The sequence below is a fragment of the Sphingobium sp. PAMC28499 genome, from assembly GCF_004795815.1.
GTDB classification, from domain to species: Bacteria; Pseudomonadota; Alphaproteobacteria; order Sphingomonadales; family Sphingomonadaceae; genus Sphingobium; species Sphingobium yanoikuyae.
This window is the reverse complement of the sequence record NZ_CP039248.1, coordinates 1,534,076-1,547,223: the sequence shown is the minus strand read 5'-3', so window position 1 is coordinate 1,547,223 and position 13,148 is coordinate 1,534,076. Positions and strand designations below refer to the sequence as shown.

Here is a 13,148-nt window from a genome sequence, read left to right as displayed (position 1 = left end):
GGGTGATGTGAAAAGAGCGAAAACATGAAAAGAGGACATCGTACCGGCAAGCCGAAAGGCGCCTTCCCCCGCTTCTACGGACGCCATGCCATCACGGCTGCGCTCGCCAATCCGAACCGCGTCGTGCGCAAGATATGGGGCACGCGCGAAGCGATCGGCGCGCTCGATCTGCCGCCCGTGCTGCCGATCGTCTATTCCGACGTCGCCGACATGGGCCGCATGGTGCCGTCGGATGCGCCGCATCAGGGCATCGTCGCCGAAGTCGAGCCGCTGGACGATGTCTGGCTGGGCGACGTGCTGGAACAGGGGCAGGACGACCAGCGCCCGATCCTGGTGCTCGACCAGGTGACCGATCCGCATAATGTCGGCGCTATCCTGCGGTCGGCCGCCGCCTTCGACGCGCTGTGCATCGTCACCCAGGACCGGCATGCGCCGCCCGAATCGGGCGTGCTGGCCCGCGCCGCGTCGGGCGCGCTGGAAACCGTGCCCTGGGTGCGGGTGGTGAACCTGGCCCGCGCGCTCGAAGAGATTGCCGAAGCCGGTTACTGGCGCATCGGCCTGGACGGCGACTGCGACACCGTGCTGGCCGATGCGATCGGCGAATCGCGCGTCGCGCTGGTGCTGGGCGCCGAGGGCGAAGGGCTGCGCCACAACACCATGGCGCATTGCGACATTATCGCTAAGCTGCCGATCAGCCCGCGCATGGAGAGCCTGAACGTCTCCAATGCGGCAGCGATCGCCTTGTACGCCGCCACCAGCCGGTAAGCGGCCGCCGGGCACCATCTTGCGACGATGTGGGTGGGGCGCCCTGCCCACATCGTCGCGCAGACGAACGGGGGTTCGCCATGGTCCTATTGTCCCGCGCGGCGGGCGCGCTGGCCGCGCTGCTGATGCTGCCCGGATGCCTGGTGACCCCCGGCAGCTTCACCTCCACGCTCGACATCCGCGCCGACCGCAGCTTCGCCTTTGCCTATAAGGGCGAGATATTGGCGTCGGACATGGACAAGGCGCTGGGCGGCCTGAACAGCGATGCGGAGGAGGATCCGCTGGAAGGCGTCACCCCGCCCGAGGGCGAGGAGGCCGTGCTGCAGAAGGTGGCGCAGAGCCAGAGCAAGACACCCGCCCCGCCCGCCGAGCCCCAGTTCGACAAGACCAGCGGCGACGATGCGCAGATGCAGGCGATGGCGAGCGCACTCACCAAGGAAAAGGGCTTCCGGTCGGTCCAGTATCTGGGCGATCATAAATTCGCGATCGACTATGCGATCAGCGGAAGGCTGGACCATGCCTTCCTCTTCCCCTTCAACATCGACGCGCAGATCGTCCTGCCCTTCGTCGCAGTCGAAATGCGCGGGGCGGACCGGGTGCGGGTGAAGGCACCGGGCTTTTCCAACGGTTTCGACAAGAGCCAGGGGCCGGCCGGCATGGGTGGCGGATCGGGCGACGCCGCCGCCAAGGCGCTGAACGGCACGTTCACGCTGACCACCGATGCGGAGATCGTCAGCCAGAATCAGGAAGATGGCGCCACCACCGTGCCGGAGGGCAAGCGCATCACATGGACCATCACGCCGCTGACCGGCGATGCGCCGGCCGCGACGTTGCGGGTCAGGCCCTGAAATAAGGGATCAGTCTTCCGGCGCGATCGTGACGCGCAGGCCGTCAAGCGCATCGCTCAGCACGACCTGACAGGACAGGCGGCTGGTCTCATTGCGATGATCGCTGCTGTCGAGCAGGTCATTCTCGTCCTCGCTCATCGCCGGCAGGGCGTCGGCAAAGGCCGGGTCGACATAGACATGGCAGGTCGCGCAGGAGCAGCAGCCGCCACACAGCGCGAGCAGTTCGTCAAAGCCATGGTCGCGAATGACTTCCATCACCGAGAGACCCTTGTCCCCCTCAACAGTCTGTTCGGCACCATCACGGTTGACCACGATCAGCTTCGGCATCTACCCATTCCTTTTGGACTTATCCCCGCCGCTCTGACCGACAGCGACGGCGAAATCAAGGGCTGGACGGGCGGACATGGTAAGCACGGCGGAAGAATTGCGCGTCAGCCTGGACTTCATCGCTGCGGCGGAGCCGGCATTCGGCGCGGCAATCGCCAGCGTCGGCTATCCGGTGCCGCGCGTGCGCGAGCCGGGCTATGAGACATTGCTGCGCACCATCGTCGGCCAGCAGGTCAGCGTCGCCTCCGCCGCGGCGGTCTGGCGCAAGCTGGAGGCGGAACTGGGCGTGGGCTGCACGCCCGAAGCACTGCTGGCGCGCGATTTCGATGCGTTGCGCGCCTGTGGCCTGTCGCGCCAGAAGCAGGGCTATGCCCGCAGCCTGGCCGAACTGGTCGTGGACGGCACGCTGGACCTCCACGCCCTGCCCGCCGACGATGAGGCCGCGATCGCGCAACTGGTGCAGATCAAGGGGATCGGCCGCTGGTCGGCGGAAATCTATCTGCTGTTCGCCGAAGGACGCCCCGACATCTGGCCGGCCGGCGACCTGGCTGTGCAGATCGCGGTCGGGCGGATATTGGGCCTGGGCGAGCGGCCGAGCGAGAAGCTGACCCGCGACCTTGCCGAAGCCTGGCGACCGCATCGCGGCGCCGCCGCGATCATGGCCTGGCACCATTATAATAGCGGGCAGGACATGCTGCAGAGCTGAGACGCGGCGGGGCACAGGCCCCGCCCGCCTGCCCGCGATTCAGCCCAGCAGCGCGATGTTGAAGACGATACCCAGCACCGCCGCCAGCGCCAGCGCCAGCAGACACAGCGCAATCACCAGCGTCACCGAGATCGGGAAGCGGCTGTCGGAGTGAATCAGCCCATCCTCCGTCATGATCTTGCGCCGATCCCGCAATTCGGTCGCGAACTGGACATGGCGCACGATCCCGCCGGCCAGCAGCACGATGCCGAACACCAGCAGCGCCACGCCGAAATTGCGCGGCGCGTTGACATTCTGGATGCTGCCCGCGTCCTGCATCTTCTGGAATGCCTGGTTGATGGTGAAGCCGAAGCCGATCAGCGACAGCGCCGTGCGCATTTCCGACATCAAGGTCCGGTCCGCGCTCATCCGGGTGCGCTGGAACGACATGCCGGTCCGGCGCATCGACATTTCGGTGCGATGCCCGGACAGGTCGGTGCGATATTCGGACAGGTCGGTGCGATGTTCCGACAGGCCCGTGCGATGGCGCGACAGGCCGGTTCGGAAATGCGAATAGGCGGTCGATGCCCCTTCGGCATCGCTCATGTCGACCGACGGAATGGGCGGCACGGGCTCGCCCACATTGCGGGCCGGGCGGATGGGCGCGCCCCTGGGTTCCTGCGATTCGGCCATATGCCCCCTCCTGTCAGTTCGGCTTGATCGGCGGCGGGAAATTGGCGAGCACGGCGGTCACCGCCTTGTCGATTGTCGCCTGGTCGGGGCTCTTGCGGCTGACTTCCTGCGTGGCCGTGCCGTGCCAGACCGGCTGTTTCGTCCCGGTGTCATAGATATCGACCGTCAGCGTGCCGTCGGTCACGTTGCGCACATCGACATTGCGATAGCCGCCCCAGCCGGCCCACCCGCCCCAGGGACGATAATAAGTGGCGTAGGGACCGAAATCGGTCACCTCCACCCGGTCGCGGGCGCCCAGGGTAAAGCCGATGGCAAATTCGCCGGGTTCAGCCTGGCTATAGCCGCGCGCCGCGAGGGCGGTGTCGATCGACGCCTTCACCCGCTGGAACAGCAATGGGTTCATGCCCTGCGGCACGGTGATCGACGCCCAGCTATAGCTGCGATAGCTGGCGAAATTGGCCGCGGGATCGGCATCATAATTGACCCGTGGCGTGGTGGCACAGCCTGCCAGCGCCAGCAGCAGACCCGTGACGAATATGCGCCTGATCATATCGCGACCTCCCTTTGAATATCCCTGGGCATAGCCAAGCGGACGCCGGGCCAGCCATCGGGATTCTCCCCTAGGGAGCGCCCCGGATATCCCTATCCCATGGCGTGAAGCGGCGCCCGGCAAGTGCGGTCGGACCAAAGCGGGACGATCGCCCGACCCCCGGAAAATCCGCTATGGCGCGATGCCCGCGAATGCGCGATCATCCCTTATTCCAGCGGTCGGGCGGGTGAGTCGCGGCGCCAATCGCGAAACTTTTCCTGCCGATCGCAGCCCAGCAGAGGGAGCTGTGTGCGATGGTAAGAGACTGGCCTGCAATGGTCGCAGCGGGCGCCGGCATTTGTGTGGCACTGGCCACGGCAAGCAGCATGGGCACGCCGCAGGATGCAACCCCCACCGTCAGGCTGGCGCCACCGGCCCTGCCCTGGCTCGACGATCTGACCGCAGACAAACCGGCGGCGCGCGCCGGGCAGCAGCTCGCCAGCAACCGCTAGCGCGGCCATCATCCGAGCCGGACAGGCCTGCGTTGAACGGGCTGACGGATTCACGCTGAACCGGCCCAATTGAACCGGGAAACATTCGGCCGAGGCGGCACCAACGCCTACCCAGCCCGCCTGCACAACCCTGCCCGGCGGCACGCCCCTGCCCCGGCGGCGGAATGCCAGCCTTCCTCATGATCGGGAGTATCGATGGATTTCCTACGCCTGTTCCAGTCGCTGGAAGAATTTCTCTATGAGGCGATGAGCTGGCTGGTCTTCTATCCCCGCACCCTATGGCGGACGATCCGCCACCCGATCCAGATGCTGCGCTATTCCGACAAGGAACTGGAGGATGCGCCGGACCAGCAATTCACCGACATGCTGAGCCCGCCCCTGTTCCTGATGCTGACCATATTGCTGTCGCACCTGATCGAGGTGGCGTCGCATCAGAAGATGCCGGAGGTCGCAACCACCGGCATCGGCAAGGAAATCACCGCGTCGGAAATGAACCTGCTGGTGCTGCGCGCCTTCCTCTTCGCCATCTATCCGCTGATGTTCGCGGTGCGGCGGCTGAAGGCGCAGGGCCTGACACTCAATCGCGACACGCTGCGCCGCCCCTTCTACGCCCAATGCTATATTGCCGGGCCGGCCGCGCTGGTGCTGGGCATCGCGTCGATCCTGGCGCGCCTCGGCGATGTCGGCTGGGCCGTCGCCGCGCTGGTCATCATGCTGGTGACGATCAGCTGGTATCTGCGGATCGAGACGATCTGGCTGCGCAGTCGCACCCGGAAATCAAGCTGGGCCTCCTTCCGCTCGACCTTCGGCACCTGGCTGCTCGCCTCGCTGATCAACAGCGGGGCGAGCTTCCTGATCCTGGGCGGCTGACCCGGCTATTCGCCGTCCGGCGTCATCGCCATCACGTCGACGAAGCGACGTTGCGCATCGAAGCGGCAACGGAAGCGCTTGATCCCCTCGCTGCCCTTGTCGACCGTGCCGTCGATGAAGAAACCACCGGGCGCCTTGGCGATCGCGCCGGTCTTCACATAGGCCGGGCGGGTGCCATATTGGCCGGACACTTCCCCCCGACAATAAGCGGGCATGTTGCCGGGCGTCAGCGCCGGGCCGGTCGCCGCCGGCATCACCTGCGCTGCGGTCGCCGCCAGCGCCTGCACGCTGACGGTCAGCGTATAATTGGCGACTTCGTTGCGGCGGGCGGCATTGCGCATCAGATAGACGCGGATGCGATAATCGCCATTGGCGGGCAGGCGGCCGGCAAAGCTGTTGCCGGCGGACGAACCGACGAACATGGCGCTATCCCCGGCACCGGGCGCGATCACGTTGAAATAGCTGGAGGCGTTGCTGGTCTGAAGCCGGACATTCATGGTCTGGCCGGCCCGCGCGCCGACCAGATAATCGACCATGTCATAGCCCTTGAGCGACGCCTTGATAACCTTGGAGGCGGTCCCCCTGGCGAATTGCACCCGCTCGCTGCGCACCGGGGCCTGGGCGATGGCCGGCATGGCCAGTGCCGACAGCGCGATGGTCGCAATCATGGCATTCCTCATGATGCATCCTTTCGTTCAATAGGGGTCCATCGACATCACATTGCCATTGCTCGTCACGGTGCAGCGCGAGCGATAATGGCCGGACGCGACGATGATCTCATAGCGATCCCCACCTTGCGGATAGACGCTGACCGGCACGGAACTGCCCGCCGGCACATTCTGGAACTCGTCGCCGCGCCGGGCACAGGCCCGCTGCGCCGCCGCCGGCGCGCCCCGCACGATCTGGCTGTTGGCGGCAAGGCGATTGCTCCGCTCCGCATTGCCAGCCGAAAAGCCCGAATGATAGGCTTCGCTGTCGTTGCGATCATAGTCACCGCCATACAGGCCGTCATGATAGCCGCGCTCATATTCGCTGTCATGCTGGGCCGAGCTGTCGCCATGGCTCTTCTTGTGGCTGGCAAGCGCGGCGATCAGGCCGATCGCCGCGACGCCGGCTACGGCCGCTGCGGCCGTATTGCCACCGCCATGGCCGCAATCGCCGTCCGACGCACTGTCGATCGCGTCATAGCGACCATTATAGGTGACGACCCGGATGCACTGGTCCTTCGCGCTGTTCCACCAATAGTTGGTGAGGCCATTCTGCTTGGCGACACGATAGCCGCGCGACTGGAGCGCATTTTCCCCCGAAGAGCCTCGCGCACCGACCAGATCATCGACATCGCGCGGCGGCGCCGCATGGGCCGGCGGGATCGGAAGGGCAGCCGCCAGCAAGGCGGTCACCGACAAGAATGTCGAAAAACGCGTCATCCTCATTTCCCCTGTTCCTGCGACGCCGGAAAGCGGAGTCGCAGACGGCCGCATGCTACAGCAACGCTGGCGCCGCGCATTCGGCAAAGCCGTGGATAGGGATCAGGGAAAATACCGAGAGATAAAGTCCGGGAGCGATGCAAGCACCGCTCCCGGACGGCCATGGTGCCCACCGCGAAAGGGGTTAAGCGGCGGCACGGACCCGCGCGCCGATTGGGGCGACGCGCTTATGGCAAAATTCAGACGACCAGCTTGGCCGCGTAGATCAGGCTGCCCCGGCCCAACTGGGCCATGACCTGCGACCGGACGCTGTCGCCGACCGCGAAACAGCCCTGGCTGCGCCCCAGCTTGCCGCGCGCACCGGCCAGCGTGGGTTCGGCATACCAGGCACCATGCAGTACGATCGCCCGGCTCATCGCATTGTCATTGGTCGGATCAAGCCCCTGCAAGCGCTGCGACGGGCCATGTTTCCCGACATAGGGATCGGCCGTCAGGAATGCGCCCGAACAGGAGGCGTTGGAACCGGGCGCATTGGAAAAGCGCTCCAGCCAGCCGCTATGATCCGGGTCCGATCCGCTGCCATGCGCCACCAGATAGGAGGTGGTGGTGCCATCCAGCAGATTGACGATGTGCAGCCGCGGCTCCGACGAGGGCGCGGCAAAATCGACCAGCGCCATGCGGTGCCGGTTGACGATCTGCGGATGCCGTTCCAGCGCCGCGCGGGCCTGCGCAAACAGGGCGGGCTTCACCAGCGCCGGCGGGGTCGGCGTGGTGAGCGGCGCGATCGGCTGGGCCGGCACCATGGGTTTCAGCGCGCGCATCGGCCCCGGCGCAGAGGCACGCGCGGTGCCAACAGCGCCCGCGACCAGAATGGAAGCGGAAAGGAGAAAACGGCGACGATCGGGGTTCATGGATGGTGCAACTAGGGTGCAGGCCCCGCCAAGGTCTTTGCCGGAATCGGGCGCCGCGCACAAAGTCTTGCGCACATCCGTCCGGCCCGGCATTTTTGTCGGGCGGGGCACGTCGAAGCGGGAGAAGCGGGACATGGCCGGAACGCGGCTATCGAACGGCATCTATCGGGAAGCGGTCGCCACCATCGTGCGGCGCATCCAGAAGGCCCATGGCCTGTCCGACAGCCAGTTGGCGGAGCGGATCGGCTGTTCGGCCGGCACGGTCAAGAATGCCCGCAACGAGGCGAGCAACCTGGACGCCGTGACCCTCGCCAATATCGAGCAGGTTTTCGGCCCCGGCGCAATCGACCCCTATCTGGCGCTGGCCGATGTTCGCGCCGTGCCGCTGACCCCGCCGGTGCCGGTCGAGCGATTGCATCCGACGCTGGCGATCGTCGAGGCGCTGCACCGGATCATCGAGAAGCAGATGCCCGACAGCGAAGGCGGCACCCGCATCACATCCCACGAACTGCTGACGATCCTGAGCGAACTGCGCGAGGCGCGTGGCGTGTTCGACGCCCTCATCATGATCGCCGATCCCGCGATCGACAGCGGCGAGATCAGCTTCCGCGACAAGGGCCGCAAGCGGCTGGCCGTGGTCCACAGCCAGGGCGGCACCATCACCCGCGCCGACATCATGCACAGCGAGGACGATGCCGACTGATCCGGCATCGTCCCGTGCCGATCAGCCCGCCGTCTTGGCAATCTCCGCCGCGTAGATTTGCGGCGCGCCGTCCATGTTGGAGCGGAAGATCATCCATTTGCCGTCGGGCGTGAAAGTGATGTTGGGCTCCAGCCGATAGTCATGCTTGCGCATGTCGACGATCTTCTCGACGCCGAAGGTACCCGGCGCGATCAGGTCGGCGGCATTGTCGGCATGGATGCCGGCGACATCGGGAATGGCCTGGGGCGTGAAGAGATAGAGATATTTGCCGTCGGGGGCATGGGCGACCATTTCGCTGTCGCCGCCGTCGCCGGAGAAATGCTGGAGGTCAGGCGCCTGGTTATAATGGACCGACCATTGGTTGCGGTCGACCTTGAACCACTGCCGATGCCCGGTTGCCAGCTCATAGCCCGCCAGCCAGAACACCTCGCCACGCGGGGTCTGGAGATCATACCAGATCCACTTGCCGTCAGGCGAGAAGAACTCGTGGCCGGCGATTTCCATGTTCATCGTCCGCTTGTGGACCAGCTGCTGGCCGCTGCCGTCGGTGCGGATCGTCCAGATCCGGTCGACCTTGTGCCAGGGGCCTTCATGGCAGTACATGATGAGGCCGGGGTCGGTCGGCGAGAACTGGATATGGTTGAGCCAGTCGGTCGAGGCGACCACCACCTTGCGCTCCCCAGTGCGGATGTCGATGGTGAAGATCTCCATCGGGATGCGCGCTTCCAGCCGCTCGTTAAGGCGCACTTCCTTCGCCTCGGCAAAGCTGAGCGGCTTTCCGTCCGGGCCGTTGGCGGCGTAGTTGGCCTGGCCGAACTGCTGCTTGATCTCCGGCGCGGCGCGCTTCTGCGTACCGTCGGGCTGGAGCGGCTTGTCGCTTGCCGCCCATTGACCGAGCAGCAGCGTCTCGTCCGCATTGATCGAGCCGATCGAACCACGATCGACGGTCGCGATCTTGCGCACCTTGCCGCTGTCGATGTCGGCGGCATAAAGCGTCGTCGCGCCGGCGCCATCATCGCGCCTGTGGCTGGCATAATAGGCGGTGCGCGTCTTGCGCCCGGTAAAGAGCAGCTGGATATCCTTGCCCTTGACCAGCGGCCTGATGCTCCAGTCGGCCAGCGTCAGCACCGAAATGCCGTCGGGGGTGGAGATCACCATCTTGTCGCCCTGCGGCGTGTAGCTGTTCTGGTGGAAATAGAGGCTGGCGCTGCCCGGCGTATCGGTCAGCCGCAGAACGCGGTGGCCGGTGGTCTGGTCGACCCATTCGGCCACGGGCTTGGCCAGCGCCGGGGTCGCCGCGCTCACCGTCAGCGCCGCCATCAGGCCCATCATCATCGTCTTCATCTTAAGGCCCTTCATCATTTGGCAGCATCGGCGAGCGCGTCGGGAATGAGCGCCAGATTCTCAATCGCGGCAAGGCCCCATTGCGACGCCGCATTGGTGGAGACGTCCGGCCATTCGACGATCGGGCGGACATAGGCCGGTCCCTTGAGCGCCACGCGCGGATCGCCGTTCGACAGGCCCAGGCCCGCGTCGCCGCCCAGAAACTCCTTCCAGGCGCGCACCGCCAATTCCCTGTCGCCGGTTTCGCGCGCGACATAGGCGGTCAGGCGCGAATGGCCTTCCTTGAGGTTGCGGCGGCCGAAGGGCTGGTCAAACTTCGCCTTCCACTCCTGCGGCGAGGCGTTGAACCAGCGGCAATAATCGAGCCAGGCAGTGCGATAGCGCGGCACGTCGAGCAGCTCCAGAAGCTCGGCATTCACCTCCAGCGCGCCGAACACGGCATTGAGGTGCGAGATGGAAATCTTGTCCCCCGCCCCCATGAAGTGCCCGGTCTTGAGGTCATAGGGGGCGCTGCCCGCCAGCCAGCCATATTTCAGGCGACCGATGCTATCCATGCCGTTCAGCAGTCGCTCGCGCCACTTCTTGTCGCCGGTCCGCTCCCATTCGGTGAGCCAGGCCGAGGCGACCGAGCACCACATGGTGCCGAAGCTCAGATCGATGACGCCGGCCGGCAGCGGTGTGCGCTGCGCCCCCGGCACCTTGCGGCCGATCTCGACATGCTCCAGCGACAGGTCGGACGTGACGAGATCGCGCATCAGGTCGCCGGCCCGCTCGTCGGCGGTCAGATAATAGAAGATGCGGCGATACATGGCATTGCTGACGCGCGGTTGCTTGCTGCTGTCGCTCCAGTGCTGGACGCCATGGCGGGTGCCCAGCCCCTTGAACCGGCCGAGATGATAGACGTCGACCTCGCCGGTATGGCGGGTCAGCGCCTCGGCAAAACGGAAGGCGGCGGCATTGCCGGTGCGCAGCACGCTGGTCCAGAACCACAGGTCGGGCGACAATTCGCTATTGTCCCAGGCGAAGCCGCCAATGTCGTAGCGCCAGACATGCCGGTCGAAATCATAGGTGTGCATGATGTCGCCATGGTTCCAGAAACCATACCAGCGACGGCGATCCACCTCACCGACATAGAAGTCGACCAGATTGGCATTCTGGTCCTCGATCCGCGCCTTCATCGGCGTCGACCGGTCCGGCAGGCTCCAGATGCCGAACACGCCGGCGGCATGAATGCGGTCGGGCGTCACCATCAACTGCGGCGGCACGGCGTTCGCCTGTGCCATGGCGGCGAGCGCATCCGCCGACGGAGTGGCGGCACAGGCCCACAGCGTCAGCTCGCTGGTGCGGGCAACGCCGGTCGCGGCATCCCAGCCGGGCTCATAATCCTCATAGGTGATGTCGAGCCCTTCATTCTGGGCGTCATAGCCCTCCATCCCCAGGACGCCGCGATAGGAGCGCATGTCCATCGGCTTGGCGTCGGGCGACCAGAGCCAGGCGGTCAGCGTCGCGGTGTCACTTTCGGCGTCGCGAATGCTGATCTGGGACGGGTGGCGCTGCCAGAAATAGCGGGTGGCGATCGCCGCACCGCCCTGGGGCGAGCCGATATAGCCCAGGCCCTGCGACCGGCTGCCAGCGACGGAATCGACCCAGGCATGGCCGTCCTGGGTGCGCTTGGCGATGGCGAAACCGTCGACCGACAATTGGGTCAGGTCGAAATCCCCCCAGGTCGGGATGCGGTCGAGCAGCTTGGCGACGCCGGGCGCCATCGCGTCCATCGGCACCGCCTTGCCGGCGATCTGCGCGGCACGCACCGCCTTGCCCGGATCGCGGCGCAGGCCGGTGAGCGGCCGCACCGCTTCGCTGAACAGGCCATCATCGGCGGTGGCGAGGCGGACATGACGGTCATGCGCGGCGCCCGCCATCGGCACCGCAGCGGTGAGGCCGATGCCGCTGATGAAATCCTTCGCCGGATCGCCGTCGAAGATGAAGCTGTGGACGATGCGCAGATGGTCGCCGCCGGCATGGGCGTAGAGGCGCAGGGTGAAGGGCAAGATCTGCCGCCCCTGTCCTTCATGCACACCGGTGAGCTTTACGACGGCGCGGACCGGCCCCTTCTGCTCGACAGTGGCGCTGGTGATGCGGCCGGTGAAGGGCGTGCGGGTGCCGCCTTCGGGCGCGCTGTCGACGCTGGCGACCAGCGTCAGGGGACCAACGACGGTGCGACCGCCCTGCTGCGCCGACTGGATGATCGCATTGCCCGAGCGGCCGATGCTCCAGCGCAGCGCCCCGACCTGAATCTCGATCCGGTCGGCCAGTTCGCGCACCAGCACCGGCGCCTGCGGCGCGGCGGGCTTGCCCGGCACCACGCGCAGCGCGCCGGGCTGGCCGGTGCCGGCCGGCAGTGCATGGGCGGTCCATTTGATCGACCCGTCGGGCCAGGTCGCCAGCGTCCAGTGCTGCGAGGGCAAAGCGATGCCATCGGCGCCCTGCACCGACAGCGGCCTGCCCGCGCGCAGCACGCCGCGCGGCCATGGCACGCCGAAGGTCTGGCCGAGCGAGAGCGGCGGGGCGGCATCGTCGATCCAGCGCACCGGGGTTTCCGGCATGGTGCCACCGCGCGCACTGATCGCCGCCTGCGCAGCACCCGGTAGCAACGCGGTCGCGCTTGCCATCAATCCCGCCTTCAGGCTGTCGCGCCGGCTGATCCCCGCCCTGATATCCACGTTGCTCTCCCTTTTTATGTTGTTCAGATCTTGGTGATGGTGAAGTTGCGGACCTGGAGATGGCTCTGCGTCGTGCGCAGGCCGAAATGGCCGCTGCGATAGGGATCGGGATCGTCGAGCGTGAACAGGGTCGCCCCGTCCCGCTCCACCGCGACATGAGACCCGTTGGCGATCAGGCCGATCGAAAACCACTGATTGGGCACCAGCATCGCCGCCTTATCGGTGCGGTCATGTTCCGGCAGCAGCGGGCGATGGCCCGGTTCGCCGACATAGCGACGCATCCGCGTGGTGCTGTTCCGGTTGCCGCCAATGCCGACATAATAGGTGCGGAGGCTGTCATAATCCTCGAACGTGCCGCTGCGGGTGCGGCCGAGCGCCGATCCGCCGGGCACCGCCGGGTCGCGCGCCATCCAGAAGGCGTTGACGTCGCTTACCTCGTCATAAGGGCCGCCGTCCGACACGGCGCGCACATCATAGCGGATCGCGACCGGGCCCTTGAGCGCCTGACGGAACCAGAGCGTCAGTCCCCTGGGCGCGACGATGTCGAGCAGGCCGTCCTGCGCGGTGACGCGCGCGTCGCCCACTGCCTCCAGCTGCCATTGCTTGAGGCCATGGCGGAAATCGTCGCGCCAGAGCGGCCCCCGCGCCGCAGCGTTCAAGGGGCCGGCGATCGGCGCCAGGGCCAGCGATGCAAGGAGGGTGCGGCGAGAGAACATGGCGACCTGTCCCGCTTGATCTTGAAAACATGATGCTGCGGGTCGGGCATGTCCCGACCCGCAGCCTGTCTCATGACCTGGGGGAGGCCAGGCCA

At 66.3% G+C, this 13,148-nt stretch carries 15 protein-coding genes; 6 read left to right on the top strand and 9 right to left on the bottom strand.

What is annotated here, in order from left to right; all coding sequences use genetic code 11:
• Nucleotides 1–24 precede the first annotated feature (24 nt).
• Together rlmB and E5554_RS07460 are read left to right on the top strand one after the other, a co-directional pair.
• The gene (gene rlmB, locus E5554_RS07465) at nucleotides 25–765 is read left to right on the top strand and encodes a 23S rRNA (guanosine(2251)-2'-O)-methyltransferase RlmB (protein ID WP_010339339.1); all 741 of its coding nucleotides are present in this window, start codon (nucleotides 25–27) and stop codon (nucleotides 763–765) included.
• An 80-nt stretch (nucleotides 766–845) separates the two neighbouring features.
• The gene (locus E5554_RS07460; RefSeq protein ID WP_136186414.1) at nucleotides 846–1,613 is read left to right on the top strand and encodes a hypothetical protein; all 768 of its coding nucleotides are present in this window, start codon (nucleotides 846–848) and stop codon (nucleotides 1,611–1,613) included.
• A gap of 9 nt (nucleotides 1,614–1,622) precedes the next feature.
• Here the strand turns inward: E5554_RS07460 and E5554_RS07455 are convergent, their stop codons facing one another.
• On the bottom strand, nucleotides 1,623–1,940 hold the full coding sequence (locus E5554_RS07455) for a 2Fe-2S iron-sulfur cluster-binding protein (RefSeq protein ID WP_004210272.1): 318 nt from the start codon (nucleotides 1,938–1,940) through the stop codon (nucleotides 1,623–1,625).
• A gap of 76 nt (nucleotides 1,941–2,016) precedes the next feature.
• On the opposite strand from E5554_RS07455, the gene E5554_RS07450 reads away from it, so the two are divergent.
• The gene (locus tag E5554_RS07450; RefSeq protein WP_097385452.1) at nucleotides 2,017–2,646 is read left to right on the top strand and encodes a DNA-3-methyladenine glycosylase; all 630 of its coding nucleotides are present in this window, start codon (nucleotides 2,017–2,019) and stop codon (nucleotides 2,644–2,646) included.
• 39 nt (nucleotides 2,647–2,685) lie between these two features.
• On the opposite strand, the gene E5554_RS07445 is transcribed toward E5554_RS07450, so the two are convergent.
• Together E5554_RS07445 and E5554_RS07440 are read right to left on the bottom strand one after the other, a co-directional pair.
• On the bottom strand, nucleotides 2,686–3,318 hold the full coding sequence (locus tag E5554_RS07445) for a DUF202 domain-containing protein (protein ID WP_136186413.1): 633 nt from the start codon (nucleotides 3,316–3,318) through the stop codon (nucleotides 2,686–2,688).
• Nucleotides 3,319–3,331: 13 nt separating this feature from the next.
• Entirely contained in the window at nucleotides 3,332–3,868 is a 537-nt protein-coding gene (locus E5554_RS07440) for a DUF4136 domain-containing protein (protein ID WP_136186412.1), read from the bottom strand.
• A 293-nt stretch (nucleotides 3,869–4,161) separates the two neighbouring features.
• Between E5554_RS07440 and E5554_RS07435 the strand changes: the two genes are divergently transcribed.
• Nucleotides 4,162–4,359, top strand: coding sequence for a hypothetical protein (locus tag E5554_RS07435; RefSeq protein WP_069336512.1), 198 nt, complete (start codon nucleotides 4,162–4,164; stop codon nucleotides 4,357–4,359).
• Nucleotides 4,360–4,554: 195 nt separating this feature from the next.
• Complete coding sequence (locus E5554_RS07430; protein WP_136186411.1) at nucleotides 4,555–5,229, top strand: hypothetical protein; 675 nt, start codon at nucleotides 4,555–4,557, stop codon at nucleotides 5,227–5,229.
• A gap of 5 nt (nucleotides 5,230–5,234) precedes the next feature.
• Here E5554_RS07430 and E5554_RS07425 read toward each other — a convergent pair whose 3' ends face one another.
• From E5554_RS07425 to E5554_RS07415, 3 genes are all read right to left on the bottom strand, one after another.
• Nucleotides 5,235–5,909: a hypothetical protein gene (locus tag E5554_RS07425; RefSeq protein WP_136186410.1), complete on the bottom strand. Its 675-nt coding sequence runs from the start codon at nucleotides 5,907–5,909 to the stop codon at nucleotides 5,235–5,237.
• A 15-nt stretch (nucleotides 5,910–5,924) separates the two neighbouring features.
• Nucleotides 5,925–6,656: a hypothetical protein gene (locus tag E5554_RS07420; protein WP_136186409.1), complete on the bottom strand. Its 732-nt coding sequence runs from the start codon at nucleotides 6,654–6,656 to the stop codon at nucleotides 5,925–5,927.
• A 239-nt stretch (nucleotides 6,657–6,895) separates the two neighbouring features.
• Nucleotides 6,896–7,567, bottom strand: a complete 672-nt coding sequence (locus E5554_RS07415; RefSeq protein ID WP_136186408.1) for a murein L,D-transpeptidase catalytic domain family protein — start codon at nucleotides 7,565–7,567, stop codon at nucleotides 6,896–6,898.
• Nucleotides 7,568–7,700: 133 nt separating this feature from the next.
• Here E5554_RS07415 and E5554_RS07410 point away from each other — a divergent pair, with 133 nt between their 5' ends.
• Nucleotides 7,701–8,270 carry a helix-turn-helix domain-containing protein gene (locus E5554_RS07410; RefSeq protein WP_048936459.1) on the top strand — a complete coding sequence of 190 codons (570 nt, stop codon included), beginning with the start codon at nucleotides 7,701–7,703 and terminating at the stop codon, nucleotides 8,268–8,270.
• A 21-nt stretch (nucleotides 8,271–8,291) separates the two neighbouring features.
• Here E5554_RS07410 and E5554_RS07405 read toward each other — a convergent pair whose 3' ends face one another.
• Genes E5554_RS07405 through E5554_RS07395 form a run of 3 tightly spaced genes read right to left on the bottom strand, consistent with a single transcriptional unit; the run spans nucleotide 8,292 to nucleotide 13,053 of the window.
• On the bottom strand, nucleotides 8,292–9,614 hold the full coding sequence (locus E5554_RS07405) for an oligogalacturonate lyase family protein (RefSeq protein ID WP_136186407.1): 1,323 nt from the start codon (nucleotides 9,612–9,614) through the stop codon (nucleotides 8,292–8,294).
• 14 nt (nucleotides 9,615–9,628) lie between these two features.
• Nucleotides 9,629–12,337: a Tat pathway signal sequence domain protein gene (locus tag E5554_RS07400; RefSeq protein ID WP_136186406.1), complete on the bottom strand. Its 2,709-nt coding sequence runs from the start codon at nucleotides 12,335–12,337 to the stop codon at nucleotides 9,629–9,631.
• Between the two features lie 23 nt (nucleotides 12,338–12,360).
• Nucleotides 12,361–13,053, bottom strand: a complete 693-nt coding sequence (locus E5554_RS07395) for a DUF6250 domain-containing protein (protein ID WP_136186405.1) — start codon at nucleotides 13,051–13,053, stop codon at nucleotides 12,361–12,363.
• Nucleotides 13,054–13,148 lie beyond the last annotated feature (95 nt).